A 25,683-nucleotide genomic window follows, 5' to 3' on the forward strand; every position below is an offset into this window, starting at 1 on the left:
CAGCGCGAAGACCGCGCCGGCGACCTGCGGGACCCGGGCGTCGGCCAGGACGTCGACGGCGATCAGGCGGGGCTGCTCGCCGTCGGGGGTGCCGCCGGGTGCGGGTGCGGGCGGGTGGGCCGGGAGACCGGGGGCGGGGGAGCGGGGGCCGGCGTCGCGATCGGCCCGGTCGCCACTGTCCGGAGCACGCATGGGCGCGACGCTACCCGCGGGTCGTCCGCACCCCGACGCGGCGTCGGGTCGCCGCGACGGGTGCGTCCCACCGCGCGCCGAACGACGCCGGCCGCGACCGATCCGCCCGCTTATCAGGTTAGGCTCACCTTCCTTTCTGGAGGGAGATCCATCGTGTCCGTCGCCCCGCCGCCCGCCGCGACCCTCGGTCGCCGCGGCCTGCTCGCCGGCGCCGCCGGCCTGTTCCTGCTCGCCGGATGCGGCGGCCCGCAGCCGTCCGGCGACGGCCCCGCGGCGCCGTCCGCCACCGGCTACCCGGTGACCGTCCGGCACGCGCTCGGCGAGACCGTCGTGCCGGACCGGCCGCGCCGGGTCGTCACGCTGAGCGCGGCGAACACCGACGTCGCCCTGGCCATGGGCGTGCTCCCGGTCGCGATCCCGCGCACGGTCTACGGCGGCGACGCCGAGGGCGTGCTCCCCTGGGTGCGCGACGCGATCACCGCCCACGGCGGCGAGTTCCCGCAGGTCATCGGCACCGACGACCTGGCGGCGGTCCCGCTGGAGCAGGTCGCGGCGGCCCGTCCGGACCTCGTGCTCGCCACCTACTCCGGCCTGACCGCGGCCGAGTACGACCAGCTCTCCGCCATCGCGCCGACCGTCGCCTACCCCGACGCGCCGTACTCCACGGCCTGGCAGGAGCAGACCCGCGTCGCCGGACGGGTGTTCGGGGACCCAGCACGGGCCGAGCAGCTCGTCGCGGCGACCGAGGAGCGGCTGCGCACGGCGGCCGCGCGGCACCCGCGGCTGGCCGGGGCCACGTTCGTCTACACCGGCGGGATGGACGGCGGGGCGCTCGGCGTCTTCCGTGCCGGTGACGTCCGCGTCCGGCTCGTCACCGACCTCGGGCTCGCACTCGCGCCCTACGTCGAGCAGAACGCCCCCGGCGACGGCGAGGTCTACTACACCGTCAGCGGCGAGCTGCTCTCCCGCGTGGACTCCGACCTCGTGATCGGCTTCTTCGCGACCGAGCAGGAGGCGCAGGCGTTCCGGACGGCCCCGGGGGTGTCGCTGTTGCCGGCGATGCGTCGCGGCGGGTTCGCCCCGGTCGTCGGCGCGGACCGCGTCGTGGCCAGCTCGGCGCCCTCGGTGCTGTCGATCCCGTGGGTACTCGACGCGTACCTGCCCGTCCTCGCCGGGGCGGCCGATCGCTCGCGCGGGTGAACGGAGCCGTCACACACATGTCGTAGTGAAGGCGTAACTATCGGTTATCCGTGCTGGTCAACGCGAACGGGTGAAAGGTCGTTGCGTCCCTCTTCGGGCCTCGTTGGGTGGGGCAAGACCGTTTGCGACGGTCTAACGATCAACCATGGAGGTTGTGAGATGCGGAAGTCCGTTCGCGGCGCCATCGTGGGTGCCGCTCTGCTCCCCCTGGCCGTCGCCGCCCCGGCTGCGGCGTTCGCCGGCACCACCGGCTACGACGAGGGCTCGTCCGACAAGGGTCACTCGAAGCACGAGGGTGGCAAGGACAAGCACCACGAGCACGGCAAGAAGCACGACCACAAGAAGTGGGACCACAAGCACGAGGACAAGTCGCACGGCATGCTGCCGGAGCTGCCCTCGACCCCGCTCGACCCGATCCTGGACATGCTTCCCGGCGCGCCGGAGGCCCCGGCGGCGCCGGTCGGCTGATCGAGCGACCCGTACAGCGGGCCGGTCGGGACTGCCGGGGGGCGTCCGGGCCGGCCCGCTGTCGCGTTCCGGGGCTCTGTGTTCGAGGGGTCAGAGCGCCGGTGCGGGGTCGGCCGTCGGCGAGTCGGTCAGGATCGTGTCGCCCTTGACGAACCAGGCGACGCCGAACGCCAGGATCGCGACGGCCTCCAGCCAGAACAGCGTGTGGAACCGCTCGGCGACGGCGTCGGGCACGGCCGCGGCGTCCAGTGCGGCCAGCACCAGGCAGGCGACGATCGTCGCGCCGCAGACCCGGTAGACCACGTTGCGGGCCCGCTTGCCCCGGGTCCCCGACCCGCCCCGGGTGAACAGCACCAGGCAGAACCACGCCAGCCCGGCGAAGAACACGCCGGCCGAGAGCAGGTGCAGGTACCCGACGACGACCTGCGCGGTGGTCGCGGGCCCGTCGGGCCGGGTGGGCAGCAGCGCGACGGCGATCGCGGCCGTCCCGGTGACGTTGGCGAGCCGGTCGTCGGGCCGTTCGTAGCGGTAGCAGAACAGGAACACCCCGACCGCACACAGCGCTCCGACGAACACGTCGCGCACGGGCGAGTAGTAGTAGCGGCTGATGGAGTCGCGCAGCCCGTCGCCGCCGAGCAGCAGGTCGCCGGCGACGAGGACGAACGGGAGCAGGATCCCGATCACCCCGACCGACCTCCGCAGACCGATGTAGGACAGCACCGCACCGTCGGCCCGCGAGCTCATGGTCGAGATCGTCGCACTCGAACTCCTGTTCGACCAGGCGTACCGTGCCCCGGGTGGACCTCAGCTGGCAGGGATCCCTCCTCGCGGTCGGTGAGCCGGGCCCGGCGTACCGGCACGAGCTCGCGCACGGCGCCTGGGTGGACGTCGTGCCCGGCTGGGCGGCCGACGCCGACGCGCTGTTCGACGAGCTGGCCGCGACCGTGCCGTTCCGCGGCCACCGCCGCCGGATGTACGACCGCGTGGTCGACGAGCCGCGCCTGACCCACCGCTGGGTGCTGCCCGACGACGCGGTGCCCCGCCGGCTCGTCGCGATGGGCCGCACGCTGGGGGAGCGCTACGGCCACGCCTTCACCCAGGTCGGCGCGAACCTCTACCGCGACGGCGCCGACGGCGTGGCCTGGCACGGCGACCGCGTCGCCCGCGACCGGCCCGAGGCGGTCGTCGCGCTCGTGTCGCTGGGCGCGACCCGTCCGTTGCGGCTGCGCCCCACCGGCGGTGGTGCGTCGGTGTCGTTCCCGCTGGCGTCGGGAGACCTGCTGGTCATGGGCGGGACCTGCCAGCGGACGTGGCAGCACTGCGTGCCGAAGGTCGCCACCGGCGGACCGCGGATCAGCGTGCAGTTCCGGCACCTGTATCCGGGGATGCCGCCGGGTGGGTGATCGTCATAGTCTGCGTCGATGCAGCGCAGGATCGGTGTGATGGGCGGGACGTTCGACCCCGTCCACCACGGTCACCTCGTCGCCGCCAGCGAGGTGGCGGACCGCTTCGCCCTCGACGAGGTGATCTTCGTACCGACCGGGCGGCCGTGGCAGAAGTCCGGACGCGCGGTCTCCGAGGCCGAGGACCGCTACCTGATGACCGTCATCGCGACGGCGTCGAACCCGCGGTTCTCCGTCAGCCGCGTCGACATCGACCGCGACGGCCCGACCTACACCGCGGACACCCTGGCCGACCTGCACGCCGCGATGCCCGACGCGCAGCTGTTCTTCATCACCGGCGCCGACGCGCTCCAGCAGATCCTGTCCTGGCGCAAGGTGGACGAGCTGTTCCGCTACGCCCACTTCGTCGGCGTCACGCGGCCCGGGTACGAGCTGGCCGACGGGCACCTGCCCGAGGGGTCGGTGACGACCGTCGAGGTGCCGGCGATGGCGATCTCGTCGAGCGACTGCCGGGAGCGGGTGGGGGCCGGGCGGCCCGTCTGGTACCTGGTGCCGGACGGGGTGGTGCAGTACATCTCCAAGCGCAGTCTCTATCTCGATCCGGGCCGCTGAGCTTCGGTTTCTCTCGGCGAATCTCCTGCGGGGTACACCCCCGTGCCGCGGTGTGGGTGAGCCTGGCGAACGCCGACAGGACGTCCGGCGGGGCCCACCCGTTCGTGGCGTCTCCGGGCCGTCCGGGGCGTCTCCTGAGATCTGGCGGATGGTGCGGGCCGGGTTGCCTGCGACGAGAACGCGATCAGGGACGGCGCGGGTGACGACACTGCCCGCCCCGACCACGACGTCTGCCCCGATGGTCACGCCGGGGCAGACGATGACCCCGGCTCCGAGCCAGGTATTGCTCCCGATGCTGATCGGCGGAGGACGTTCCCATCCCTCACGACGGCGGTCGTGGTCCTCGACGGGATGCTGCGCAGTCAGGAGCTGTGTCCGCGGTCCGATCCGGACGTCGTCGCCGATGATGATCGTGGCGTCGTCCATGAAGAGGGCGTCGTGGTTGACGAAGACGCGGTTGCCGAGGGCGGTGTGGGTGCCGTAGCTGCACAGGAAGCGAGGGAGGACCACGACGCCCTCGCCGACCCGTCCGGCGATGTCGCGAAGGAGCGTTGCGCGTTCGTCCTCGTCATCGGCGCCGGTCGCGTTGAAGCGGTCGAGGAGGCGCCCGCAGCGACGTCGGTCGTCGGCGAGGTCGGGTCCGTCGAGGTACCAGTCGTTGCGGAGCATGCGTTCCTCGTCCTCGCCCATGCTCGTGATCCTGCGTCCCGACGGTCCGCGGGTACAGGTCCGGTACGGTCTGGCCCGGCCGGCGCCACCTCACGACGACGTGGCCACCACGCGATCTCCCGTCAGAGCACCGACTGCTGGGCTGTCAGCCCGACCGGGTCGCGGCCGTAGGCGACCATCCAGTGGGGTTCGACGCGATACCACACGTTCTCGTCCCAGAACGGGTTGGTGTCGTGGTCGTCGTAGTGGTCGACGAGGTACTCGCGGACGGTCGGCCACGTCGGGTCGCTGCTCGTTCCCTCGGGGTTCAGCGGAACGGCCTGTCCGTGCGTGAAGATGCCGATCTGCTCGCCACGCAGGAAGGTCACGCTGATACCGGGACGTGCCGCGAGATGACGAGCCTTCACGGCCCGGCGGTGGGTGCCGACGACCCATCGGCCGTGCAGGAGGTGTCCGTCGGCCCCGCTGATGCGTGGTTCGCCGCGTCGGGTGACCGTGGCGACGGCCAACGTGCACATGCCGCGGCATACCTGGACGACCTGCTCGGCGTCGAGAGTGCTCTCGCCTGGCCGGATGATCGACTTCGTGTGGTTGCTGGAGGCGTCCAGCGACGTGTCGAGGAGGGACTGGAGGTCGCGGAGCTCGTCCGGAGTTTCGAACACACGGCCAGGTAATCAGCCACCACCGACAGCGTCGGGTCAGTACAGGGCCGTCGTCATGGGCTCGCGCTCCCGTCCGCCGGGTGGAGCGGGCGTGTGTAGCGCACTTCCTCGACCGGAGCGCCCGCCATCGTGCCGGGCTTCGTGCCGCCGTCAGGAGACCAGCCGGTGGCGTGGTGGAAGCCGATCGCGCGAGCGTTGGTCGCCAGCACCCGGAGTGTTCCGGTCGTACAGCCGGCGCCGGTGAGTGCCACGAGGTTCGCGGACACCAGCTCGCGCCCCACCCCGAGTCTCCAACACTGCGGATCGACGTAGAACGACGCGATCTCACCGACATCCGAGGGGTCGGGATCGGCGTCCCGCGAGGGCGTCAGATGGGCGAATCCCACCACGTGGTGCCCGTCGGAACCGGTGGCCACGAGCGTCCCGAGCCCGGGCCGGTCCGCAGCTCGAAGCGTGTCTCTCCATCGACGGGCGCGCTGGTCCGGGGCGAGGGAGTCGAGAACGGCATCCGGGAGCCGGCCGCGGTAGCCGACCTGCCAGGACCGGACGTGGACTCCGGCGATCGCGACGGCGTCGCCCACGACGGCGCGGCGGATCCCCATGCCGCGACATCATCCCGTCGGTGCGGGCGGTGACCGCCGGTGGGGAACGCCGAGCACGGTCCCTCGGAGCGCGGCGAGATCACGAGCAGCTGCCGGGGACCGGCTGGACCGGTTCCCGACCGGCGCCGGGGGACCGGGGCACGGAGCCGTCGCCGGGTCGGTCACCGGCGGCCAGCACGGCCGCGACGCCGTCCTGCAGATCCCGGACGAAGTGCCCCGGATCCTCCAGCGACGGGAAGTGCCCTCCGGCCTCCGGCTCCCTCCACCGGACGATCCGCCGGTAGCGCTGCTCCGCCCAGGGGCGCGGGCACCGCTCGATGTCACGCGGGTACATGGTGATCGCGGCCGGCACGTCGACCCGCAGGTCGGGGTCCAGCGAGTGGTGGCTCTCGTGGTAGATGCGGGCCGCGGACGCGCCGGTCCCGGTCAGCCAGTACAGGGTCACGTCGTCGAGGAGCCGGTCCCGCGAGATCGTCTCGAACGGGCTGTCCCGCGTGTCCGTCCACTCCGCGAACTTGTCCAGGATCCAGGCGAGCAGTCCCACCGGTGAGTCGACGAGGGAGTACCCGATCGTCTGCGGGCGGGTCGCCTGCAGCGTCGCGTACGCCGCGCGGTGCCGCCAGAAGTCGCGGGTGGACTCGGCCCACTCGCGCTGGGCCGCGGTGAGCCCGTCGGTCGTCGTGCCCGGAGGGGCCTGGGCGAACGTGCTGTGGATGCCCGTCACCCGCGACGGGAACCGTCCGCCGAGCACGGTGGTGACGGTGCCGCCCCAGTCCCCGCCGTGGGCGACGAACCTGCGGTACCCGAGCCGGTCCATCAGTTCGACCCACGCGGCGGCGATCCTCTCGATCCCCCACCCGGTCCGCTCCGGCCTGTCGCTGAAGCCGAACCCCGGCAGCGACGGGGCGACCACGTGGAAGGCCGGTGCGTCGTCGCGTGGTTCGGCCAGGTCGTCGAGCACGTCGACGAACTCGGCGACGCTGCCCGGCCAGCCGTGGGTGACGATCAGCGGCGTCGCGTCCGCCCGGGACGACCGCCGGTGCAGGAAGTGGATCCCGAGGCCGTCGATCTCCGTGCGGAACTGGCCGATGGCGTCGAGCCGTTCCTCGAAGGACCGCCAGTCGTAGCCGCTGCGCCAGTACCCGACGAGGTCGGTGAGGTCGGCGAGCGGGACCCCCTGCTCCCAGCGGCCGGGGCCGGCCGGGGCGCCGGCGACGGTCTCCGGCTCCGGCAGGCGGGCCCGGGCGAGGCGGGCCCGCAGGTCGTCGAGGTCGGCGTCGGTGATGCGGGACCGGAACGTGTGCACCGTGCGGTCGGGACCGCGCATGGCCTCTCCTCGGGTCGACGTAGTGGAACCAGCAATGACGGTTCTACCGACCCGGCCGCGGAACGGCAACCGGCTAAGATGGTTCCGGTGAGCGACGGGTGTCCCGAGTTCCGGCTCGGCAGTGTGCTGGCGACGAGCTTCACCGCGACGCTGACCGAGCGATGCGGTGACGCCGTCGAGCGCATCCCCACGCCCCAGCGCCTCGCCGACTGGCTCGCGGTCAGCGGGCTCGCCGTGGGCTCCTGCACCCCGCAGGACCTGACGCGCGCCCGCGAGCTGCGCGAGGCGATCCACCGGGTGGCGACGGCGACGGCACTCGGCGAGCCGCTGCCCGCCGCGGCCGTCGCCGTGCTGAACGACCACAGCGCGCGCGGGCACGCCGCGGCCGTCCTGACGCCCGAGGGGGAGCGCCGGTGGCGCCTCGGCCCGGCGTCGGCGGTGGCGGACGCACTCGGCGTCCTCGCCGCGGACGCGGTCGCCGTGGTCGCGGGCGAGCGCGACGGCCGGATGGCGCTGTGCGCCTCACCCACCTGTCGGGCGGCGTTCTTCGACACGAGCCGCAGCCGGACGCGGCGGTGGTGCGAGATGAACACCTGCGGCAACCGCGAGAAGAAGTCCCGCTTCCGGGCCCGGCACGGCGCCGGCCCGGGGCCGGCGGCCTGAGCCGTGCGGGCCCGCCGGCCGGGGGCCGGTCACCCCCGCAGCGCGTCGGCCACGGCCCGCTCGAGGACCAGACGGGCCCGGTCGAGCGTGGTCGTTCCGCTGTGCCACCGCTCGCTCAGCCCCTCGACGAGCGCGGTGAGCCACTCGGCCGTCAGCTCCGGATCGACGTCGTCGGCGACGGTGCCGGCGGCCTGCGCGGCGCGGACGAGCGTCGCGACGTCGGCGTCCCAGGACCGCGTGGCGTCGCGCAGCGGGTCGCGCAGCGCCGCGTCGAACACCGCGCTCGCGCGCAGTTCGCCCCAGGCGACGCTGGTGGTGCGGACGTCGGCGGAGTCCTGCAGCTCCAGCAGCAGCATCTGCGCGATGCGGGCCCGCGGGTCGTCGTGGCCGGCGGGCGCCGGCGGCGCGGTGTAGGCCTCCGCGCGCTCGTTGACGTGCTCCAGCGCGGCGCGCAGCAGCCCGTCGCGGTTCGTGAAGTGGTAGTAGATCAGCGCCGTGGACACCCCGGCCTCGGCGGCGAGCTTCTCCACCCGCAGGCCGCGGACGCCGTCGACGGCGATCACGCGGACGGCGGCGTGCAGGATCTGCGCCCGCCGCTCCGCCGCGGCCCCCCGGCGCCCCGGCCCGTGCGACCGGGTCATCGGGCCGGCTCCTGCTGGGTGGCGCAGTGGATCCCGCCGCCGCCCGCGGCGATCGCGTCGATGTCGAGCTGTACGACCTCCCGGTCGGGGAACAGGCGCTCCAGGGTGGCCCGGGCCGCCGGGTCGGTGTCGGGGTCCCCGAACCGCGGAGCGACGACGGCGCCGTTGCAGACGTAGAAGTTGACGTAGCCGGCCGCGAAGTCCTCACCCGCGTCCTCGGCGCGCAGCACCGACGGGGCGGTCAGGGTCTCGACCCGCAGGGGGCGGCCGCGGGCGTCGGTGGCGCTGCGCAGGATGTCGAGGTGGCGGCGCGTGACGTCGTGGTCGAACGAGCCCGGGTCGTCGTCGAGGGCGGCGACGACCACGCCCGGTCCGGCGAACCGGGCGTAGAAGTCGGTGTGGCCGTCGGTGATGTCGTGTCCGGCGATGCCGGGCAGCCAGATCACGGTCGTGACGCCGAACAGGCGTCCGAGCTCGTGCTCGACGTCGGCCCTCGACCAGCCGGGGTTGCGGTTGGCGTTCAGCACGCAGGACTCGGTGACGACCGCCGTCCCCTCGCCGTCGACCTCCAGGCCGCCGCCCTCCATGACCAGCTCCGTCGTGACGACCGCTGTGCCGGCCCGGCCGGCGACGAACCGTGCGACGCCGGCGTCGCGGTCGTGCTCCTGCTTCCCGCCCCAGCCGTTGAAGTTGAGATCGACCCCGGCACCGGTGCCGCCGTCGCGGACGAAGACCGGTCCGGTGTCGCGGATCCACAGGTCGTCGATCTCGCACTCGACCACCTCCACGCCCGGGCCGACCAGGGACCGCGCGAGGGCGGCCTCGTCGGGGCGCGCGAGCATCGACACCGGCTCGAACCGGGCGATGGTGGTGGCGATCGTGGCGAGCTCGTCGCGGACGCGGGGGAGCAGGTCTGCGCCCCAGATGTCCGCCTCGGCGCCGAACGCCATCCAGGTGCGTGCGTGCGGGGCGCCCTCGTCGGGCATCGGCGCAGCCCCGGCGGTTCCCCCGGCCGCCCCGCCCGACGGGGACGCGTCGCAACACGCGGCGAGCAGGCCGCCCGTCGCGAGCAGTCCCGCCTGCAGGAGCCGGCGTCGTCCGATCATGTCCTGGTCCGTCCTCGGGTCGGTGCGGTCGGTGGCACGGCCGAGGGTAGATACTGACTGACTTTTCAGTCAACTTCGAGGGCCTCAGCCCGCCATCGACGCCGCCATCCCCGAGAAGTACGGGACCAGCCACAACGCCCACACCGCGAGGCTGTAGCGGTGGAAGCGCGCGCGCTCGGCGGGCCGGTCCCGCACCATCACCGCCACCGCCCAGGCCAGGTGCGCGGCCATCAGCACCAGCGCGACCAGCCCGGTCGTCGACATGATCGTCTGCAGCACGGCGGCGAGGCCCGGCGGCGGCGGGGGCTGGGTCGCGGCGATCCGGCCCATGACCGCGGTCCCGGCGACGTCGCAGGTCAGACCCGCCCCGAAGGCGCCGACGTGCCACCAGCGCAGTGACCCGGCGCGGTGCTCGGCCCAGACGCCGAGCGTGTAGGCCGCCAGCGCGGCGGTGCTGAGGACGATGGCGGTGACGAGCATCGGGGACCCTTCCGGCGGTCGGTGCGGTGACGCGGTCCAGGGTCGTCGTCGTGCCGGTGCGGCCCATCGGCCCGCGGACCGCATCCGCGCCGCCGCGCGGCGGTGACCGCCCTCCACCTTTCGGCTGATGGGGGCGCCGCGGCCGGGGGCGATACTGGCCCGGTGCCTGCTCATCCGTGGTCGTCGTGGATCCGGGCGCTCGACGTCGGGCTCGACCTGCTGTTCGTGGGGCTGGTCGCGCTCGCCGTGACCGGTGCGCTCGGCCGCCCGCCCGCGCAGGTGACGGTCGCGGTCGCCGCGGGGGTGCTGCTGGTCGCCGTGTACGCCGCCGGCCGGATGCGGATCCGGGTGCGCGACCGTCCGGTCACGGCGCCGCGCGGCGCGTGGTGGCCCGACGTCGCCTGGGTCGCCGCGCTGGTGGCGCTCTGGTGCGTCCTGCTGCCGCTGAGTCCGACGTCGCTGTGGGCGGCGTTCCCGCTGTTCCTGCTGCAGATGCACGTGCTCGGCCCGCACCGCGGGGTCGTCGCGGTCGGCCTGACGACGGCGGTCGTCGTCGCCGACGGCGTCGTTCTCGCCGCCCCGCCCGGCCCGCTGCCGCTCGGGTTCGTGCTCGGCCCGGTGCTGGGCGCCCTGGTCGCGGTCGGGGTGGTCCTCGGCTTCGAGGCGCTGGTGCGCGAGGCGGCCGAACGCCAGGCCACGCTCGACGAGCTGGTGCACGCCCGCGCGCTGCTCGCCGACGCCGAGCGCGACACCCTCGTCCGCGACGAGCGGGAACGGCTGGCCCGCGAGATCCACGACACCCTCGCGCAGGGCTTCTCGGCCATCGAGTTGCTGCTCCGCGCCGCCGGGACGGCGCTGGCCCGCGACGAGGTCCCGCGCGCCGCCGACCACGTCGACCGGGCCCGGGAGATGGCCGTGCACAGCCTCGACGAGGCGCGCCGGGTCGTCCGCGCGCTGGCCCCGCCCGACCTCGACGGCGTCACCCTCGTGACCGCCCTGGACCGGGCCGCGCAGCGCTACCGCGCCCGTGAGCTCGACGTCGTCGTCCGGACCGAGGGGAGCCCGCGCCCGCTGCCGGTGGAGGTGGAGGCCGGCCTGCTGCGCATCGTCGGCTCCGCGCTGGCCAACGTCGACCGGCATGCCGGCGCCTCGCACGTCGTGGTCGTCGTCGACTACACCGCCGACGACGTCGTCGTCGACGTGGTCGACGACGGCGCCGGGTTCGACCCCGGCGCACCGCCCGGCGGGCCCGGCGGGTTCGGACTGCCCACCATGCGCCACCGGGCCGGTGAGCTGGGCGGGTCGCTCGCGCTGGAGTCCGCGCCCGGCGAGGGCACGGTGCTGACCGTGACCGTCCCGGGCGCCGCGACCGCCGCGGAGGCACGGTGATCGACATCGTCCTGACCGACGACCACCCCGTCGTGCGGGCCGGCGTCCGCGCCGTCGTCGAGACCGAACCGGACATGCGGGTCGTGCGCGAGTGCGCGACAACCGCGGAGCTGCTGCGCTGGGTCGCCGGTGGCGGCCGGGCCGACGTCGTCCTGCTCGACCTGCGCTTCGGCGAGGCGCAGCGCGGCGGCGTCGACGCCACCCGCGACCTCGTCGCGGCCGGGGGACCGCCGGTCCTGATCCTCACCACCTACGACACCGACGGCGACATCCTGGCCGCGGTCGAGGCCGGCGCGACCGGCTACCTGCTCAAGGACGCCCCCACCGACGAGCTCACCGCGGCGATCCGGGCCGCCGCGGCCGGTGAGCCCGCGCTCGGCCCGACCGTGCAGCGACGCCTGCTGACCCGGCTCCGCAGGCCCGACACGTCGCTGACCCGCCGCGAGATCGACGTCCTGCGGCTGGTGGGGGAGGGCGGCTCCAACGACGCGATCGCCGCGCGGCTGTCGCTGTCGCGGGCCACCGTGAAGTCGCACCTGGCCCACATCTACAACAAGCTCGGCGTGCAGTCGCGCACCGCGGCGCTCTCGGCCGCCCGGCAGCGCGGGATCCTCTGACCGGCGGCGGGACCGGGTGCCCGCTACCCGGCGGCCTCCATCGGCACGTCGCTCCCGCGCCACTCCGCGGCGAGGTCCTGCACCGGCACCCCGAGCGCCTCCGCCAGGCGGACGACCGTCCCGAACCCGGGACTCGGCAGCCGGCCCGTCTCGATCTTGCGCAGCGTCTCCGGTGAGACGCCGGCGGCGCGGGCGACCTCGGCCGGGTCGCGGTCGCCCCGGGCGCGGCGCAGCAGCGCGCCGAGACGGCGGCCGGCCTCGATCTGCTCGGGCGTGAGGGGCAGGCGGACCATGGGCCGAGCGTAGGTCCGGTATTTCCGTACCGGCAAGCCCGCGATCTGCGGTACAACTATACCGTGATCGAGCTGAAGACCCCCGCCGAGCTGGAGCGGATGCACGTCACCGGGCGGTTCGTCGCCGAGGTGCTCACCGAGGTCGGGCGGATCGCCGACGTCGGCGTCAACCTGCTCGACATCGAGCAGCACGTGCGCGGCATGATCGCCCGCCGCGGGGCGGAGTCCTGCTACTGGGACTACGCGCCGTCCTTCGGCCGCGGCCCCTTCCGCAACGTCATCTGCCTGTCGGTCGACGACGCCGTGCTGCACGGGCTCCCGCACGACCACACCCTGCGCGACGGCGACGTGCTCAGCGCCGACCTCGCCGTCGGCATCGACGGCTGGGTGGCCGACTCCGCCCGCACGATCATCGTCGGCGACCCCGCCGACGAGGGCGACCTGCGCCTCGTCCGGGCCACCGAGGAGGCCCTGGAGGCCGCGATCGACGCGGCCCGCCCGGGCAACCGGCTCGGCGACGTCTCCGCGGCCATCGGCGTCGTCGCCGCCGACCACGGCTACCCGGTCAACACCGAGTTCGGCGGGCACGACCTGGGCCGCACGATGCACGGCGACCTCCACATCCCCAACACCGGCCGCGCCGGGCGCGGGCTGCGCCTGCAGCCCGGCCTCACGCTCGCGCTGGAGCCGTGGTTCGCCCGGACCACCGACCGGATCGTCGTCGACCCCGACGGCTGGACGATCCGCTCCGCCGACGGCTCGACCGCCGCGCACTCCGAGCACACCGTCGCGATCACCGAGGACGGGCCGTGGGTGCTCACCCGCCGCGAGCCCGACGGGGCCTGAGCCGGTGCGCCTCGACCTCGACGCCCTGACCGTCGCCGTCCCGCCCGGTGACCTGGCCCGGACCCGCGCCTTCCACGCGGCGCGCCCGGCGGGGCGCGGCCCGGCCGGGCCCGACGAGCTGTACGCCGCACGGGCCGCGGCGCCCCCGCCCCGTCCGGCCGACCCGCCGGCCCGCGACGACGTCGCCGTCGCCGACGGGCGGCGCGTCCCGATCCGGATCACCTCCCCGCCGGTCCCCGCCCGCGGTGTCCTGCTGGAGATCCACGGCGGCGGCTTCTACCTCGGCTCGGCCGCGCAGAGCGACGTGCGCAACCGCGCGCTCGCCGACGCGCTGGGCGTCGCGGTCGTCGCGGTCGACCACCGGCTCGCGCCGGAGCACCCCTGGCCCGCCGCCCCCGACGACTGCGCGACCGCCGCGGTCTGGCTGCTCGACCACGCGCAGGCGCGGTTCGGCACCGGCCGCGTCGCCGTCACCGGGACGTCCGCGGGCGCCACCCTCGCCGTGACCACCCTGCTGCGGCTGCGCGAGCGCGGCCTCGCCCACCGGGTCGCCGGGGCCGAGCTGCGCTACGGCACCTACGACCTCAGCGCGACCACACCGGCCGGGCGCCGCATCGCCGACGAGTGGTTCCTGCAGGCCTACGCCGGCCATGTCGCGGACCGGACCCGGCACGACGTCTCGCCGGTGTTCGCCGACCTCAGCGGGCTGCCGCCGCTGCTGATGACCGCCGGCACCCGCGACGTCCTGCTCGACGACGGCCTCGCCATGGCGGCCCGGCTCGTCGCGGCCGGCGTCGAGGCCGACCTGCGGCTCTACCCGGACGTCCCGCACGGCTTCGCCGGGCACGACACCCCGGTCGCCGCGCTCGCCCGGGCGCACGCGCGGGACTGGCTCGCGGCCCGGCTCGCGGGCGGCTGACCGTCCCGGGACGCGGGACGGCCGCGTCCCGGGACGGTCCGGGGGCTCAGGCGAACGCGGCCGCCAGCTGCCCGGCGAAGCGCTCCGGCTCGGCGGCGAACCCCACGTGGTCCCCGGCGAACAGCACCGGCTCCCGGCCGAGCTCGCGCGCGAGCGCACGCCCCGCGCGTTCGGCCTGCTGGTCGGAGGTCTCGCCGATGCCCACGCGCACCGGCAGCCGGCGCAGCGCCTCGACGTCGGCCCGGTAGGCGCTGATGGAGGTGATCATGTGCCGGTAGAACACGTCGAAGTTCGACACCAGCGACGGCGGCAGCATCTCCGGGTCGGCGGGCGTGCCGCCGTCGAGGCCGGTGACCTGCAGGAACGCCACCGTCGCGGCGACCGGGCCCTGCTCGCGGTGGATGCGCAGCAGCTCGTCGTCCTGCGCGGCGTCGTCGTCGGAGGCCAGCGGCGGCTCGTGCGCGATCAGCGCGGCGACCCGGTCGGGGTGGCGGACGACCAGCTCCAGCCCGGTGAGCGCGCCGCCGGACGAGCCGAGGACGTAGGCGGGTGCGCCGGGGGAGTGGTGGTCGATCAGGGCCAGCGCGTCGGCGGCCTGCCCGGCGACGGTGATCGTCGACGGCTCGCCGTCGAACGGGCTCGCGCCGATGCCGCGCGCGTCGTAGCGGACGACGGTGAAGCGGTCCGCGAGGGCCGCCGCGAGACCGGCGAACGGCGCGGAGTCCATCGCGCCGCCCGGCACGAGCAGCAGCAGCGGACCGGTGCCGACGACGTCGTGGGACAGGGTGGCGCCGGGAACCTGCAGAGTGGGCATACCCGTCCGACCGGGCGCCGCGGGGAAACTCATCGGCGTGACGGTGCGTGAGGTTTCGGCCGCATGTCGGCCACGTTGCGTAGCGCGCCCGGGTGGGCCGCTTGACCGCCCGCGACATGGATCATGCTGCGGGACACGGGAGGTGGGACTTCGGTGCCCTCGCTCCGGGTGCCCGCGTTGTGCGGGTATGAGCACCGACGACCTGACCACCCCGATCCTCGACCGCGCCCAGCTCGCCGAGCTGCGCCGCCGCACCGCGCCGCACGCCGCGCCGCACGCCGCGCCGCACGCCGTGCCGGCCGCCGTTCCGGGCGGTGCGGCGGACACCGCGCGGCACCGGCTCGCCGGGGCCCCGGGGCCCGATCCCGGTCCGGCCGCGCCCCCGGACGCCCCGCCGAACCAGGCGGCGTGGCTGCTCCTGGTCGTGCTCGGCCTGCTGGTCGTCGTCGGCATGATCGTCCTGGTCGTGCTCTGGAGCTGAGCGCGACACGCCGATGAGCGGTCGTGCACGACCGGCCGTTCAGGCGTCACCGGCGGGGGTCGATACCCCTCGTGACCGCGGGCGGCGGACCCGGGAGCCCCTGCCGCCCGCGGTCACGGTCCCCCGCCCTTCGGATCACGGATCTTGTGCCCCGCGTCACAACGCGGAAGAGTCGCACCCGGCCCGCGTCTTCGACGGAGCAGGAGCGGCAGTGACTGGAACGGCAGCGGCCCCGGCGGGGCCCGCGGCGATCGAGAACCCGTACTACACCCACGAGTTCCACGGCGACTACGAGCTGATCGGGCTCGGGGAGTTCGCGCTGGAGGAGGGCGGGGTGATCCCCGACCTGCAGCTCGCGGTCGCCACCTTCGGCACCCTCAACGAGGCCGGGGACAACGCGATCCTGGTGACGACCTGGTACTCCGGGACGCACCAGATCTTCCGCGACGTCTACATCGGCCCGGAGCACGCGCTGAACCCCGAGCGCTACTTCATCGTCGTGGTCAACCAGATCGGCAACGGTCTGTCGACGAGCCCGCACAACGCGTCGGGCGCGAACGCCGGCATCGCGATGTCGAACTTCCCGCACGTGCGCATCGGCGACGACGTCCGCGCGCAGGAGCAGCTGCTGCGCGAGCACTACGGCATCGAGCGGCTCGCGCTCGTCGTCGGCGGGTCGATGGGTGCCCAGCAGACGTACGAGTGGATGGTCCGGTTCCCGGACAAGGTGCGCCGGGCCGCGCCGATCGCGGGGACCGCGCAGAACACCCCGCACGACTTCCTCTACACCCAGGCGCTGGTCGAGGCGATCACGTCGGACCCCGGCTGGAACGGCGGGAACTACGCGAGCAACGCCGACGTCGAGGCCGGGCTGCGGCGGCACGCCGGCATCTGGGCGGTGATGGGGTTCTCGACCGAGTTCTGGAAGCAGGAGGTCTGGCGGGCCCTGGAGTTCGAGTCCCGGGAGGCGTTCATGGCGGGCTTCCTGGAGCCGTACTTCACCGCGATGGACCCCAACGACCTGCTCTGCATGGCGTGGAAGTGGCAGCGCGGCGACGTCGCGCGGCACACCGGCGGGGACCTCGCCGAGGCGCTCGGGCGCAACGAGTCCGTCGCCCGGGTCATCCCGATCAACGAGGACATGTTCTTCCCGGTCCGCGACCACGAGGCCGAGCTGGAGCTGACCCCGCACGCGACGATCCGCGTCGTCGACGACCTGCTGGGGCACCTCGCGCTGTTCGGCGTCGCGCCGACCTACATGCCCCAGATCGACCAGTACCTGCAGGAACTGCTCGACACCCCGGCATGAGTGGCGGGGCCGGGACCGTCCCGCCCGGCCTGCGCCCCGCCGTCGGTCCCCGGTGCCGCGACACCGGGGACCGGCCCGGCGATGAGTTCGCGTGACGGTGTCGGTCGGTACTGCATGCGTACCCTCGCGATCACCCAGAACATCACCCTCGACGGCTCGGTGGAGTTCCTCGGCGACTGGTTCACCCCGGCCGACGACGGCCAGGCCGACGTCCTGGCCGAGCTGCACCGCCAGGACGCCGCGTCCGACGCGACCCTGCTCGGCCGCCGCACCTTCTGCGACTTCCGCGGCTTCTGGCCGCTGCAGACCGACGACACCACCGGCATCACCGACTACCTGAACCAGGTCGACAAGTACGTCGTGTCCTCGACGATGACCGACCCGCAGTGGCAGAACTCGACGGTCCTGTCCGGCGACCCGGTCGCCGAGGTGGCCGCGCTCAAGGAGCGCCCCGGCGAGGACATCGTGCTCACCGGCAGCATCACGCTGTGCCACACGCTGATCGCGGCCGGTCTGGTCGACGAGGTCCGGCTGTTCCACCACCCCGTCGTGCAGGGCCGGGGCCGGCGGCTGTTCCCCGAGGGCTGGACCGACGAGCACCTGCGGCTGCTCGACTCCCGCTCGTTCCGCGGCGGCGTCACCTACACCGCGCACGCGCTGGGCTGAGCGGCCGATCAGGCCCGCCCGGTCGTCCGCCGCTCCAGCAGCGCGCGGCCGGGGCCGCGCAGCTCGGACAGGGCGTCGGCGCGGCCCGCGGCGGCCAGCAGCAGCGCCTCGCCCGGCCCGGTGACCTCGGGGCCGTCGCCGTGGCGGAAATCCAGGTCCGTCGCGACCAGGCGCAGCCCCCGGATCCGCTGCCGGGCCCCCAGCGGCGGCGCGGTCATCGCGAACGGCAGCGCCTCGGCGAGCCGCGCGGCGGGCACGGTGCGCGGCAGCCCGAGCGGTCGGCGGAGGTCCTGGTGGTGGATCAGGCAGTCGGTCAGGGCGATCCGGCCGCCGAACCCGGTGGTGAGCCCGCGCGGGCGCAGGTGCGCGCGCACCGCGGCGACCAGCTCGGACACCGGCCGGCCGGACCAGGCGGCGACGACGGCGTCGTTCGCGCTGCGGGCGGCGACCCAGGACCGGGCGGCGACGGCGGCGCTGCCGCGCCAGCCGAGCACGTCGTAGCCGATGAGGTGGGCGACGACGTCGCGCACCCGCCAGCCCGCGCACAGCGACGGCGCCACCCACTGCTCGGTGCCGAGCGTGTCGAGCAGGTCGGCGAGGTCGGCCCGCTCGGCGGCCGCCAGCCCGTGCACGGCCGTCACGGGGTGCCCTCCCGGGCGGCCGCACGCTCCACGCGGTGCCGGACGTAGCGCGAGATCAGCAGGCCGCCGACCACCGCCACGACGAGCCCGATCCAGGAGAACCGCTTCAGCCACGTCTCGGCGACGATCCCGAGCCAGTAGATGGCGGTGACGGTGCCGCCCGCCCACAGCACGGCGCCGGTGGCGTTCGCGACGAGGAAGGCCGGGTAGCGCATCCGCATCGTCCCGGCGAGCGGCCCGGCCAGGATGCGCAGGATCGCGACGAAGCGCCCGAACAGCACCGCCCAGACGCCGTAGCGGTCGAACACCCGCTGCGCCACGGTGAGGTGCGCCGGGCCGAGGTGGCGCGGGAAGCGGCGGCCGAGCCGTTCCAGCAGGCCGGTGCCGTAGCGGCGGCCGACGGTGTAGCCGATCGAGTCCCCGATGATCGCCCCCGTCGTCGCCGCCGCGGCGACGGCCACCGGGTCGATGTGGGAGCCGGGTCGCGCGGCCAGCAGCGCGGCCCCCACCAGCACGATCTCGCCGGGCAGCGGGATGCCGATGCTCTCCACCCCGACGACCGCCCCGCACAGGAGGTAGATCGCCAGCGGCGGGATCGTCAGCAGGAGCATGTCGACGTGCACCGCTCCATCATGCACACGTTCCGGTGGTGCGGTGACGGGCCGGTCCGGGCATCATGCGCGGGCGTGAGCACACCGCTGGAGCAGGTCTTCCTGGCCGCCCACGACGACCTGCCCCGCGAGGCGCCGGGGTCGGAGGAGACGACGGCACTGCTGCTGCGCCTCGCCGGCGGGCTGCCCGCCCGTCCGCGGATCGTCGACATCGGCTGCGGCACCGGCCCCGCCACCCTGCCGCTGGCCGCGGCGACCGGGGGCGAGGTCGTCGCCGTCGACACCCACGAGCCGTTCCTGGCGCGGCTGCGCACCCGCGCGGCCACCTCGGGACTGGGCGAGCGGGTGCGTCCGCTGGTGGCGCCGATGGACGACCTGCCGCTGCCCGACGGGGAGGCCGACCTGGTCTGGTCCGAGGGCGCGGCCTACATCATGGGCTTCGACGCGGCCCTGCACGCCTGGCGGCGGCTGCTCGCCCCCGGCGGGGTGCTGGTCCTGACCGAGGCCGAGTGGACCACCACCGACCCGTCGCCGGGTGCGCGCGCGTTCTGGGACGCGGGCTACCCCGCGATGCGCACGACCGCGGAGAACGTCGCCGCCGCGCAGCGCGCCGGGTACACGGTGCAGGCGGTCTACCTGCTGCCCGACTCGGACTGGGACGCCTACTACCGCCCACTGGCCTGCCGGATCGCGACCCTGCGGGAGGACGGCGTCGACCCGGCCGCGCTCGACGAGGTCGGGCACGAGATCGACGTCCGTGCCGCGCACGGGACGGAGTACGGCTACACCGCCTACGTGCTGCGGCCGCGCTGAGGTGTCTCAGGGCCGGTCGGCGGTGAGCAGCCACGCCGCCGAGCCGGCCACGACACCGTCCGGCCCGGCGTGCGCGGCCAGCGCCGTGCGCAGCCGTCCGGCGGCCGCGTCGCGCCGCGCGGCGGGCAGTTCGGCCAGCCGCGCGGCGTGCTGGTCGAGCAGGAACGCGGTGGCGTCGTCGACGTCGGCGCCGAACCACATGGGCCGGCGAACCCCGGTGACGGCGACGCCGGTGAAGCCCGCCCCGGTCAGCAGGGCCCGGCAGCGCTGCGGGTCGCCGAGCCCGACCGGGCCGGGCGCGCCGTCGGGGGGCGGCGGTACGTCCAGGGCACCCAGGACGACCTGCAGCCACTCCTGCTCCGCCCAGGACCGCCACACCTGCAGCGCGACCCGGCCGCCGGGGCGCAGGGCACGGTGCAGGTTCGCGAAGGCCGCGGCGGGGTCGTCGAAGAACATCACGCCGTTGCGGCTCAGGACGACGTCGTGGACGCCGAGGTCGTCGACCTGGGCGTCGGCCACGGCGAACTCGGCGGTGCGCGCCCCGGCCGCGGCGGCCCGCTCGCGTGCCCGCGCCACCAGCGACGACGACAGGTCGACCCCGAGCACGTGACCGTCCGGGCCGGTCGCGGCCGCGGCGGCGAGGGCGGTGCCGCCGGGCCCGCAGCCGACGTCGAGGACCCGCTCCCCGGGTGCGAGCGCCGCGGCGTCGGCGAAGGCCCCGGTGTAGCCGGCGACGCCGGCCTCGAACCGCTCGGCCCAGCGGGTCCAGACGTCGCCGGTCGGTCCGTCCCAGGACCGTCGTTGCGTCGCGTTGGCCTGCACGGGCGGACCGTACCGCCGCCGTGGCAGCCTGGCCGGTCGTGACCGTCCGCCCGCGCACCGGCGCCGACCTGCCCGCCTGCGTCGCACTGCTGCGGGCCGTGCACGCCGCCGACCGCTACCCCTCCACCTGGCCCGCCGACCCCGCGGCGTTCCTCTCCCCGCCCGGGACCGTCGTCGCCCTCGTCGCCGACGCCGGCGGGGGACCGGCCGGGCACGCGGCGCTCCTCGCCGAGCCCGGCGACGGCGCGGCGCTGCGCCTGACCCGGGTGTTCACCGACCCGGCACGGCGGCGCGCCGGGCACGCGCGGGCCCTGCTCGACGGGGTGGCGGCCGAGCTCGCCGCCCGCGGCCGCGACGGGGTGCTCGACGTCGTCGAGTCACCCGCCGCGGAGCGCCTCTACCGCGCGGCGGGATGGGTCCGGGCCGGCACCGTGCCCGCCGGGTGGCGGTTCCCGGACGGCCGCGAGCCCCTCGCCGTCGTCTACCGCCTGCCGGTCACACACTGCCGAACGGGTGACGACGGAGCGAAGTGATCGACCGTCGGTCACGCCGGGCTGCGCTGATCGGGCTACGGTGACGGTCGTGATCGACGTCCCCACCCCGGCGGTGGCCGGGTTGCTGCTGCGTGCGGTGCCGCAGCGCGTCCGCCGGGACGCGCACGTCGCGATGCGGGCCCTCGCCCCGTGGGGCGCGGTGTCCGCGCAGCTCGTGCAGGACGCCGGCGGCGGCGTCGCCGACCACGACGTGCACGTCGACGGCGACCCGGTCCAGATCCCGTTCCGGGTGTCGTTCCCGTGGCCGCCGTCGGTGTTCACCGCGCCGCTCTCGCCGCGCCGGCGCGCCGTCGTCGCGGCGTGGATGTCGCGCAGCGAGAACGCGGGTCACCGCCAGCGCGCGGTGCGCGAGCTGTTCTGCGTCCACGAGTCCTGGGTCGTGCCGTTCGTGGTGCAGCTCTGCGGCGAGTACGTGCACGAGATCGGCACCGACGTCGACCGGTTCGTGCGCACCGAGCTCGGGCAGCACCCCGAGCTGCGGCACGCCTACGCGCGCTTCGTCCGCGACAACCCGCGCTTCCTGGCGACCACCCGGCACCGCGCGGTCGCCTTCCGCGCGCTCGACCACCGCTGGCCGCACCGGGACGGGGCGCGTCCCTACCCGCAGCTGGCCGCGCTCGACGCGCTGTCCGAGCTGGCCTACCGCGGTGGCCACGACTACCCGGGGGACCCGGCGCCGCCGCGGGTCGTCGCGGCGGCGTCCTGACCCCTAGCCCGCCGGGGCGATCTCGGCGGTACCGCGGTCGAGGACGACCTCGCCGTCGGCCGCGGTGCGGAACGCGACGGTGCCGCCGCCGGTGTCCCACACCGACACCGTCAGCGACTGCCCGGGCAGCACCGGCCTGGTGAACCGGGCGTCCATCGCGACGAGGCGGCGGGCGTCGCCGTCGCACGCGGTCGCGACGAGCGCCCGGGCGGTGAAGCCGTAGGTGCACATGCCGTGCAGGATCGGGCGGTCGAAGCCGCCCCGCGCGGCGAACGCCGGGTCGCTGTGCAGCGGGTTGCGGTCGCCGGTGAGCCGGTAGAGCAGGGCCTGGCCGGGGGTGGTCCGGTAGGTCAGCTCGTGGTCCGGCGCGCGGTCGGGGACCGGGCTGGGCGCCTGCTCGCCGCGGGCACCGCCGAAGCCGCCCTCACCGCCGAGGAACAGCGTGCGGGTGGCGGTCAGCAGCGGCGCACCGGTGTCGGCGTCGACGGCCTCGGCCTCGGTGCGCACCAGCGCACCCGACCCCTTGTCGAGGACCTCGGTGACGGTGGCCGTGACCCGGGCCAGCCCCTCCACCGGCAGCGGCGCCGTCACCCGGAACCCCTGCTCGGCGTGCACCACCCGCGACGGGTCGACGTCGCCGAGGTCCACCCGCGCGCCGCGGGCGACGATCTCGGCGAACGAGGGCAGCACCGCCGTCCGCACGCCCTCGGTGTTCTCCGTGGTCAGGGCCAGCTCGCCGGCGGGGTCCTCGCCGCCCGCGCCGACGGCGACGGCGTAGAGGAGCACGTCGTCCCGTGCCCACGCGAAGCTGACCGGTTCGCACTGCGTGCCCTCGAGATCGGGCGCCAGGGGCATGGGGAGTCTCCTTCGACGGTCCACCGTGGCCGCGAACCTATCCCGCCCGGTGCCCGCCGCCCAAGTCCCCGGCACCCGGCTGACACACTGTCGTGGTCAGTCGTGGCGTGGAGGGGAAGAGCGAAGTGACGGCATCACCGGAGGCGATCGGCCTGGCGAAGGTGGCCGCGGCCGCGGCCGCGGACAAGAAGGCCGTCGACATCGTCGCGCTCGACGTGTCCGACCAGCTCGCGCTGACCGACTGCTTCGTGCTCGCGTCGGCGGCGAACGAGCGGCAGGTCCAGGCCATCGTCGACGCCGTCGAGGAGAAGCTGCGCGAGCGCGGCAGCAAGCCGACCCGTCGCGAGGGCGACGCCGACAACGGCTGGGTGCTGCTGGACTTCACCGACATCGTCGTGCACGTCATGCACAGCGAGCAGCGCGGGTTCTACGGCCTGGACCGGCTGTGGAAGGACTGCCCGTCGATCGAGATCCCCGACACCGGCGAGGGGCCCGGCGGCGCGGACGGCAGCACGGACGGCAGCACGGACGGCAGCACGGACGGCAGCACGGACGGCACTGCATGACCCTGAGCCGCCTGACGCTGCTGCGGCACGGGCAGACCGAGTACAACGCCACCGGGCGGATGCAGGGGCATCTCGACACCCGCCTGACCGACGCCGGGATGGCCCAGGCCGCGGCGGCCGCGCCGCTGCTCGCCGGGTGCCGCTTCGACCGCATCGTGACCTCGGACCTGACCCGCGCCCACGACACCGCGACCACCGTCGCCGCGGCGACCGGGCTGCCGCTGTCGGTGGACAAGCGGCTGCGCGAGACCCACCTCGGGGACTGGCAGGGCCGCACGGTGGCCGACATCGAGGCCGAGGACCCGGGCGCGATCGCCGCGTGGCGTTCCGACCCGCGCTTCACCCCGCCGGGCGGGGAGTCGCGGGTCGACGTCGTCGCCCGCTCGATGCCGGTCGTCACCGAGCTCGACACCGAGTTCACCGACGACCCGGACGAGCGTTCGGTGCTGCTCGTCGCGCACGGCGGCATGATCGCCGGGCTGGTGTGCGGGCTGCTCGACCTGCCGGAGTCCGCCTGGCCGGTGATCGGCGGGATGGGCAACGCGAAGTGGGCCGTCGTCGCCCGCCGCGACGACCACCCGCGCTGGCGGCTGTCGGGGTACAACATCGGTGCCTGACCTGCTGGTCGTCGGCGACTCGCTGGCCTTCCACGGACCCGAACGGCCCTGTCCGGCCGACGAGCCGCGGCTGTGGCCCAACCTCGCCGCCGCCCGGCTCGGGGGCCGCGCCGAGCTCGTCGCGCGCGCCGGGTGGACGGCCCGGCACGCCTGGTCGGCGGTCGCCGGTGACCCGCGGGTCTGGGCCGCGCTGCCGCGGGTCGGCGCGGTCGTGCTCGGGGTGTCGGGGATGGACTCGCTGCCCTCGCCGCTGCCGACCGCGCTGCGCGAGCTGATCCCGGTGCTGCGCCCGGACGGGCTGCGCCGCGCGGCGCGGGCCGGGTACCGGGCCGCGCAGCCCCGGCTGGCCCCGGCGCTGGCCCGGCTGCCCGGCGGGGGACCGGCCACGCTGCCGCCCCGGCTGACCGTCGCCTACCTGGAACGGTGCCGGGCGGGGGTGCACGCGCTGCGCCCGGGGCTCCCGGTCGTGGCGCTGCTGCCGTCGGTGCACCGGGCCACCGACTACGGGTTCGCGCACCCGCACCGCGCCGCCACCGAGGACGCGATCCGGCGCTGGGCGGCCGGCGTCCCGGCGGTGTCGGTGCTGGACGTGCCGGCCCTGGTCGGCGGGCACGTGCTGGGCGGGCACGGCAACCCCGACGGGATGCACTGGGGGTGGGACGGCCACGCCGCGGTCGGGGAGGCGCTGGCCGCGCTGCTGGGGGCGCCGTGACGCTGCTTGGGATCGACCTCGGCACGACCTCGGTGAAGGCGGCCGTGCTCGCCGCCGACGGCACCCGCGTCGCCGCCGCGACCCGGCGCCACCGCACGCACCGGCCCGCGCCCGGGCACGCCGAGCAGGACCCCGCCGACTGGTGGAGCGGCCTGTGCGACGCGCTGGCCGAGCTCGGCCCCGCCCTGTCCGGGGTGCACGCCGTCGGGCTGTGCGCCCAGGTCAACACCCATCTGTTCACCGACGGCGACGGCACGCCCGTGTACCCGGCGATCACCTGGCAGGACGGGCGCTGCGCCGCCGTCGCCGCGTCGCTGACCGACCGGCTGTCCCCGGCCGACCGGGCGCGGGTCCGTGGCGGGCTCGGGACCGTCGACGCGTCGCACCCGGCGGCGCGCGCCGCCTGGCTCGCCGCGCACCGGCCTGCGGCCTGGGCCCGCGCGACACGGCTGCTCGCGCCGAAGGACTGGCTGCTGGCCCGGCTCACCGGCACCGCGATCGCCGACCCGTTGTCCTCGATCGGGCTCGTCGGCCCGGACGGGACGCCCGCCGGGTGGCTGGACCTGCTGGTGCCCGGCCTGCGGGCGATGGTCCCGCCGCTCGCCGACCCGGCGACGGTCGCGGGGGAGACCACCGGCGCCGGCGGCCTCCCGGCGGGGCTGCCGGTGGCGGTCGGGACGATGGACGCCTGGGCCGCCCTGCTCGGCGGCGGGATCGCCGCCCCCGGTGACGCCGTCGACGTCGCGGGGACCTCGGAGGTGCTGGCCGTGGCGGCGGAGCCCGGTGGCGGCGCCCCGGGCGTGGTGTCGTTCCCGCCGTGGCGCGGCCTGCACGTGCACGCGGGGCCGACCCAGGCCGGTGGTGACGCGCTGGTGTGGGCGGCCGCGGCGCTGGGGACGGACGTGGCCGGTCTGCTCGGCGCGGCCGGGGCGGCCCGCCCGGACCGTGCGCTGTTCCTGCCGCAGCTCGCGGGGGAGCGCGCCCCGCTGTGGGACCCGTCGCTGCGCGGGCACTGGCTCGGGCTGGGCCCCGACACCGGGACCGCGGAGCTCGGTCGCGCGGTGCTGGAGGGGGTCGCGCACGCCGCCCGGCACGTCCTGGAGCCGCTCGAGGCCGCCGCCCGGCTGCGGGCCGGGTCGCTCGCCGTCTGCGGCGGGGGCGCGAGCAGCGACCTGTGGTGCCAGGTCAAGGCCGACGTGCTCGACCGGCCGCTGCGCCGCACCGCGGAGACCGACGCCGGTGTCCTCGGCGCGGCCGTGCTCGCCGCGCTCGCCGTGGGCGACGCCGCCGGCGTCGGGGAGCTGGTGGCCGCGATGGTGCGGGTGGACCGCGAGTTCGTGCCCGACCCGCGCGAGCGCGCCCGCCTCGACGACGCCCACGGCCGCTACCGCGCCGCGCAGGCGGCACTCGCGCCGCTGTTCCGCTGA

General features: G+C 75.5%; 33 protein-coding genes and 1 pseudogene. 19 read left to right on the top strand and 15 right to left on the bottom strand.

The features are described from left to right. On the bottom strand, positions 1 to 192 hold a 192-nt coding region (locus tag WJX68_RS10055), incomplete at its 3' end, for a hypothetical protein (RefSeq protein ID WP_340288602.1). A 153-nt stretch (positions 193 to 345) separates the two neighbouring features. Between WJX68_RS10055 and WJX68_RS10060 the strand changes: the two genes are divergently transcribed. Then, positions 346 to 1,392, top strand: coding sequence for an iron-siderophore ABC transporter substrate-binding protein (locus WJX68_RS10060; RefSeq protein ID WP_340288604.1), 1,047 nt, complete (start codon positions 346 to 348; stop codon positions 1,390 to 1,392). A gap of 159 nt (positions 1,393 to 1,551) precedes the next feature. After that, on the top strand, positions 1,552 to 1,860 hold the full coding sequence (locus WJX68_RS10065) for a hypothetical protein (protein ID WP_340288606.1): 309 nt from the start codon (positions 1,552 to 1,554) through the stop codon (positions 1,858 to 1,860). 90 nt (positions 1,861 to 1,950) lie between these two features. Here WJX68_RS10065 and WJX68_RS10070 read toward each other — a convergent pair whose 3' ends face one another. Next, a complete protein-coding gene (locus tag WJX68_RS10070) occupies positions 1,951 to 2,604 on the bottom strand; it encodes a DUF998 domain-containing protein (RefSeq protein ID WP_340288608.1) in 654 nt (217 codons plus the stop codon). A gap of 53 nt (positions 2,605 to 2,657) precedes the next feature. Between WJX68_RS10070 and WJX68_RS10075 the strand changes: the two genes are divergently transcribed. Together WJX68_RS10075 and nadD are read left to right on the top strand one after the other, a co-directional pair. Continuing rightward, positions 2,658 to 3,263, top strand: a complete 606-nt coding sequence (locus tag WJX68_RS10075; protein ID WP_340288611.1) for an alpha-ketoglutarate-dependent dioxygenase AlkB — start codon at positions 2,658 to 2,660, stop codon at positions 3,261 to 3,263. Between the two features lie 18 nt (positions 3,264 to 3,281). After that, the gene (gene nadD / locus WJX68_RS10080; protein WP_340288614.1) at positions 3,282 to 3,875 is read left to right on the top strand and encodes a nicotinate-nucleotide adenylyltransferase; all 594 of its coding nucleotides are present in this window, start codon (positions 3,282 to 3,284) and stop codon (positions 3,873 to 3,875) included. A gap of 138 nt (positions 3,876 to 4,013) precedes the next feature. Here the strand turns inward: nadD and WJX68_RS10085 are convergent. The 4 genes and pseudogenes from WJX68_RS10085 to WJX68_RS10100 form a co-directional block, all read right to left on the bottom strand. Next, positions 4,014 to 4,565 (bottom strand): annotated as a pseudogene (locus WJX68_RS10085) (sugar O-acetyltransferase); the annotation flags it as partial. A gap of 101 nt (positions 4,566 to 4,666) precedes the next feature. After that, positions 4,667 to 5,206, bottom strand: coding sequence for a pyridoxamine 5'-phosphate oxidase family protein (locus WJX68_RS10090; protein WP_340288617.1), 540 nt, complete (start codon positions 5,204 to 5,206; stop codon positions 4,667 to 4,669). 53 nt (positions 5,207 to 5,259) lie between these two features. After that, a complete protein-coding gene (locus tag WJX68_RS10095) occupies positions 5,260 to 5,808 on the bottom strand; it encodes a GNAT family N-acetyltransferase (protein WP_340288620.1) in 549 nt (182 codons plus the stop codon). Between the two features lie 79 nt (positions 5,809 to 5,887). Further along, entirely contained in the window at positions 5,888 to 7,135 is a 1,248-nt protein-coding gene (locus tag WJX68_RS10100; protein WP_340288623.1) for an epoxide hydrolase family protein, read from the bottom strand. Between the two features lie 78 nt (positions 7,136 to 7,213). Between WJX68_RS10100 and WJX68_RS10105 the strand changes: the two genes are divergently transcribed. Beyond that, on the top strand, positions 7,214 to 7,798 hold the full coding sequence (locus WJX68_RS10105) for a CGNR zinc finger domain-containing protein (RefSeq protein ID WP_422785688.1): 585 nt from the start codon (positions 7,214 to 7,216) through the stop codon (positions 7,796 to 7,798). 29 nt (positions 7,799 to 7,827) lie between these two features. On the opposite strand, the gene WJX68_RS10110 is transcribed toward WJX68_RS10105, so the two are convergent. The 3 genes from WJX68_RS10110 to WJX68_RS10120 form a co-directional block, all read right to left on the bottom strand. Further along, positions 7,828 to 8,439, bottom strand: coding sequence for a TetR/AcrR family transcriptional regulator (locus WJX68_RS10110; protein ID WP_340288629.1), 612 nt, complete (start codon positions 8,437 to 8,439; stop codon positions 7,828 to 7,830). Further along, the gene (locus WJX68_RS10115) at positions 8,436 to 9,545 is read right to left on the bottom strand and encodes an agmatine deiminase family protein (RefSeq protein ID WP_340288632.1); all 1,110 of its coding nucleotides are present in this window, start codon (positions 9,543 to 9,545) and stop codon (positions 8,436 to 8,438) included. The genes WJX68_RS10110 and WJX68_RS10115 overlap by 4 nt, the downstream gene beginning before the upstream one ends. An 84-nt stretch (positions 9,546 to 9,629) precedes the next feature. Further along, the gene (locus WJX68_RS10120; protein WP_340288635.1) at positions 9,630 to 10,025 is read right to left on the bottom strand and encodes an HsmA family protein; all 396 of its coding nucleotides are present in this window, start codon (positions 10,023 to 10,025) and stop codon (positions 9,630 to 9,632) included. Positions 10,026 to 10,187: 162 nt separating this feature from the next. Between WJX68_RS10120 and WJX68_RS10125 the strand changes: the two genes are divergently transcribed. Next, a complete protein-coding gene (locus tag WJX68_RS10125) occupies positions 10,188 to 11,414 on the top strand; it encodes a sensor histidine kinase (RefSeq protein WP_340288638.1) in 1,227 nt (408 codons plus the stop codon). Then, complete coding sequence (locus tag WJX68_RS10130; RefSeq protein WP_340288641.1) at positions 11,411 to 12,031, top strand: response regulator; 621 nt, start codon at positions 11,411 to 11,413, stop codon at positions 12,029 to 12,031. The genes WJX68_RS10125 and WJX68_RS10130 overlap by 4 nt, the downstream gene beginning before the upstream one ends. A gap of 23 nt (positions 12,032 to 12,054) precedes the next feature. On the opposite strand, the gene WJX68_RS10135 is transcribed toward WJX68_RS10130, so the two are convergent. Further along, positions 12,055 to 12,324, bottom strand: coding sequence for a helix-turn-helix transcriptional regulator (locus tag WJX68_RS10135; protein WP_340288644.1), 270 nt, complete (start codon positions 12,322 to 12,324; stop codon positions 12,055 to 12,057). Positions 12,325 to 12,387: 63 nt separating this feature from the next. Between WJX68_RS10135 and map the strand changes: the two genes are divergently transcribed. Together map and WJX68_RS10145 are read left to right on the top strand one after the other, a co-directional pair. Beyond that, entirely contained in the window at positions 12,388 to 13,170 is a 783-nt protein-coding gene (gene map / locus WJX68_RS10140) for a type I methionyl aminopeptidase (protein ID WP_340288647.1), read from the top strand. 4 nt (positions 13,171 to 13,174) lie between these two features. Then, positions 13,175 to 14,089, top strand: a complete 915-nt coding sequence (locus WJX68_RS10145; protein ID WP_340288650.1) for an alpha/beta hydrolase — start codon at positions 13,175 to 13,177, stop codon at positions 14,087 to 14,089. Positions 14,090 to 14,135: 46 nt separating this feature from the next. Here WJX68_RS10145 and WJX68_RS10150 read toward each other — a convergent pair whose 3' ends face one another. Continuing rightward, positions 14,136 to 14,903, bottom strand: coding sequence for an alpha/beta hydrolase (locus tag WJX68_RS10150; protein WP_340288653.1), 768 nt, complete (start codon positions 14,901 to 14,903; stop codon positions 14,136 to 14,138). Positions 14,904 to 15,090: 187 nt separating this feature from the next. Between WJX68_RS10150 and WJX68_RS10155 the strand changes: the two genes are divergently transcribed. From WJX68_RS10155 to WJX68_RS10165, 3 genes are all read left to right on the top strand, one after another. Continuing rightward, positions 15,091 to 15,384, top strand: a complete 294-nt coding sequence (locus WJX68_RS10155) for a hypothetical protein (protein WP_340288656.1) — start codon at positions 15,091 to 15,093, stop codon at positions 15,382 to 15,384. 211 nt (positions 15,385 to 15,595) lie between these two features. Then, positions 15,596 to 16,693 carry an alpha/beta fold hydrolase gene (locus WJX68_RS10160; protein ID WP_340288659.1) on the top strand — a complete coding sequence of 366 codons (1,098 nt, stop codon included), beginning with the start codon at positions 15,596 to 15,598 and terminating at the stop codon, positions 16,691 to 16,693. Positions 16,694 to 16,807: 114 nt separating this feature from the next. Then, a complete protein-coding gene (locus WJX68_RS10165) occupies positions 16,808 to 17,359 on the top strand; it encodes a dihydrofolate reductase family protein (RefSeq protein WP_340288661.1) in 552 nt (183 codons plus the stop codon). A gap of 8 nt (positions 17,360 to 17,367) precedes the next feature. Here the strand turns inward: WJX68_RS10165 and WJX68_RS10170 are convergent, their stop codons facing one another. Both WJX68_RS10170 and WJX68_RS10175 read right to left on the bottom strand, forming a co-directional pair. Then, on the bottom strand, positions 17,368 to 18,000 hold the full coding sequence (locus WJX68_RS10170; protein WP_340288663.1) for a maleylpyruvate isomerase family mycothiol-dependent enzyme: 633 nt from the start codon (positions 17,998 to 18,000) through the stop codon (positions 17,368 to 17,370). Continuing rightward, positions 17,997 to 18,623, bottom strand: a complete 627-nt coding sequence (locus WJX68_RS10175) for a DedA family protein (protein ID WP_340288664.1) — start codon at positions 18,621 to 18,623, stop codon at positions 17,997 to 17,999. Before WJX68_RS10175 ends, WJX68_RS10170 begins: the two co-directional genes overlap by 4 nt. 63 nt (positions 18,624 to 18,686) lie before the next feature. Here WJX68_RS10175 and WJX68_RS10180 point away from each other — a divergent pair, with 63 nt between their 5' ends. Continuing rightward, a complete protein-coding gene (locus WJX68_RS10180) occupies positions 18,687 to 19,424 on the top strand; it encodes a class I SAM-dependent methyltransferase (protein WP_340288667.1) in 738 nt (245 codons plus the stop codon). Positions 19,425 to 19,430: 6 nt separating this feature from the next. Here the strand turns inward: WJX68_RS10180 and WJX68_RS10185 are convergent, their stop codons facing one another. Next, on the bottom strand, positions 19,431 to 20,246 hold the full coding sequence (locus WJX68_RS10185; protein WP_340288670.1) for a class I SAM-dependent methyltransferase: 816 nt from the start codon (positions 20,244 to 20,246) through the stop codon (positions 19,431 to 19,433). A gap of 38 nt (positions 20,247 to 20,284) precedes the next feature. Here WJX68_RS10185 and WJX68_RS10190 point away from each other — a divergent pair, with 38 nt between their 5' ends. Further along, positions 20,285 to 20,779: a GNAT family N-acetyltransferase gene (locus WJX68_RS10190; RefSeq protein ID WP_340288672.1), complete on the top strand. Its 495-nt coding sequence runs from the start codon at positions 20,285 to 20,287 to the stop codon at positions 20,777 to 20,779. 49 nt (positions 20,780 to 20,828) lie between these two features. Next, positions 20,829 to 21,506: a hypothetical protein gene (locus WJX68_RS10195; RefSeq protein ID WP_340288675.1), complete on the top strand. Its 678-nt coding sequence runs from the start codon at positions 20,829 to 20,831 to the stop codon at positions 21,504 to 21,506. Positions 21,507 to 21,509: 3 nt separating this feature from the next. Here WJX68_RS10195 and WJX68_RS10200 read toward each other — a convergent pair whose 3' ends face one another. Further along, positions 21,510 to 22,361, bottom strand: coding sequence for a MaoC family dehydratase (locus tag WJX68_RS10200; RefSeq protein WP_340288677.1), 852 nt, complete (start codon positions 22,359 to 22,361; stop codon positions 21,510 to 21,512). A 125-nt stretch (positions 22,362 to 22,486) separates the two neighbouring features. Here WJX68_RS10200 and rsfS point away from each other — a divergent pair, with 125 nt between their 5' ends. The 4 genes from rsfS to WJX68_RS10220 are packed head-to-tail and all read left to right on the top strand — an operon-like array spanning position 22,487 to position 25,683. Further along, positions 22,487 to 22,927, top strand: a complete 441-nt coding sequence (gene rsfS / locus WJX68_RS10205) for a ribosome silencing factor (RefSeq protein ID WP_340288680.1) — start codon at positions 22,487 to 22,489, stop codon at positions 22,925 to 22,927. After that, positions 22,924 to 23,544, top strand: coding sequence for a histidine phosphatase family protein (locus WJX68_RS10210; protein ID WP_340288683.1), 621 nt, complete (start codon positions 22,924 to 22,926; stop codon positions 23,542 to 23,544). Before rsfS ends, WJX68_RS10210 begins: the two co-directional genes overlap by 4 nt. Then, the gene (octT, locus tag WJX68_RS10215; RefSeq protein WP_340288686.1) at positions 23,537 to 24,256 is read left to right on the top strand and encodes a diglucosylglycerate octanoyltransferase; all 720 of its coding nucleotides are present in this window, start codon (positions 23,537 to 23,539) and stop codon (positions 24,254 to 24,256) included. Before WJX68_RS10210 ends, octT begins: the two co-directional genes overlap by 8 nt. Beyond that, positions 24,253 to 25,683, top strand: a complete 1,431-nt coding sequence (locus WJX68_RS10220; protein ID WP_340288688.1) for a xylulokinase — start codon at positions 24,253 to 24,255, stop codon at positions 25,681 to 25,683. Before octT ends, WJX68_RS10220 begins: the two co-directional genes overlap by 4 nt.

Source organism: Pseudonocardia spirodelae (assembly GCF_037727765.1).
GTDB classification, from domain to species: domain Bacteria; phylum Actinomycetota; class Actinomycetes; order Mycobacteriales; family Pseudonocardiaceae; genus Pseudonocardia; species Pseudonocardia spirodelae.

Bases quoted from the DNA above. Each gene is read 5' to 3' on its own strand.
- WJX68_RS10065 (WP_340288606.1), top strand. From the start codon at position 1,552: ATGCGGAAGTCCGTTCGCGGCGCCATCGTGGGTGCCGCTCTGCTCCCC.
- WJX68_RS10070 (WP_340288608.1), bottom strand. From the start codon at position 2,604: ATGAGCTCGCGGGCCGACGGTGCGGTGCTGTCCTACATCGGTCTGCGG.
- nadD (WP_340288614.1), top strand. From the start codon at position 3,282: ATGCAGCGCAGGATCGGTGTGATGGGCGGGACGTTCGACCCCGTCCAC.
- WJX68_RS10095 (WP_340288620.1), bottom strand. From the start codon at position 5,808: ATGGGGATCCGCCGCGCCGTCGTGGGCGACGCCGTCGCGATCGCCGGA.
- WJX68_RS10100 (WP_340288623.1), bottom strand. From the start codon at position 7,135: ATGCGCGGTCCCGACCGCACGGTGCACACGTTCCGGTCCCGCATCACC.
- WJX68_RS10105 (WP_422785688.1), top strand. From the start codon at position 7,214: ATGGTTCCGGTGAGCGACGGGTGTCCCGAGTTCCGGCTCGGCAGTGTG.
- WJX68_RS10110 (WP_340288629.1), bottom strand. From the start codon at position 8,439: ATGACCCGGTCGCACGGGCCGGGGCGCCGGGGGGCCGCGGCGGAGCGG.
- WJX68_RS10115 (WP_340288632.1), bottom strand. From the start codon at position 9,545: ATGATCGGACGACGCCGGCTCCTGCAGGCGGGACTGCTCGCGACGGGC.
- WJX68_RS10120 (WP_340288635.1), bottom strand. From the start codon at position 10,025: ATGCTCGTCACCGCCATCGTCCTCAGCACCGCCGCGCTGGCGGCCTAC.
- WJX68_RS10135 (WP_340288644.1), bottom strand. From the start codon at position 12,324: ATGGTCCGCCTGCCCCTCACGCCCGAGCAGATCGAGGCCGGCCGCCGT.
- WJX68_RS10150 (WP_340288653.1), bottom strand. From the start codon at position 14,903: ATGCCCACTCTGCAGGTTCCCGGCGCCACCCTGTCCCACGACGTCGTC.
- WJX68_RS10155 (WP_340288656.1), top strand. From the start codon at position 15,091: ATGAGCACCGACGACCTGACCACCCCGATCCTCGACCGCGCCCAGCTC.
- WJX68_RS10165 (WP_340288661.1), top strand. From the start codon at position 16,808: ATGCGTACCCTCGCGATCACCCAGAACATCACCCTCGACGGCTCGGTG.
- WJX68_RS10200 (WP_340288677.1), bottom strand. From the start codon at position 22,361: ATGCCCCTGGCGCCCGATCTCGAGGGCACGCAGTGCGAACCGGTCAGC.
- WJX68_RS10210 (WP_340288683.1), top strand. From the start codon at position 22,924: ATGACCCTGAGCCGCCTGACGCTGCTGCGGCACGGGCAGACCGAGTAC.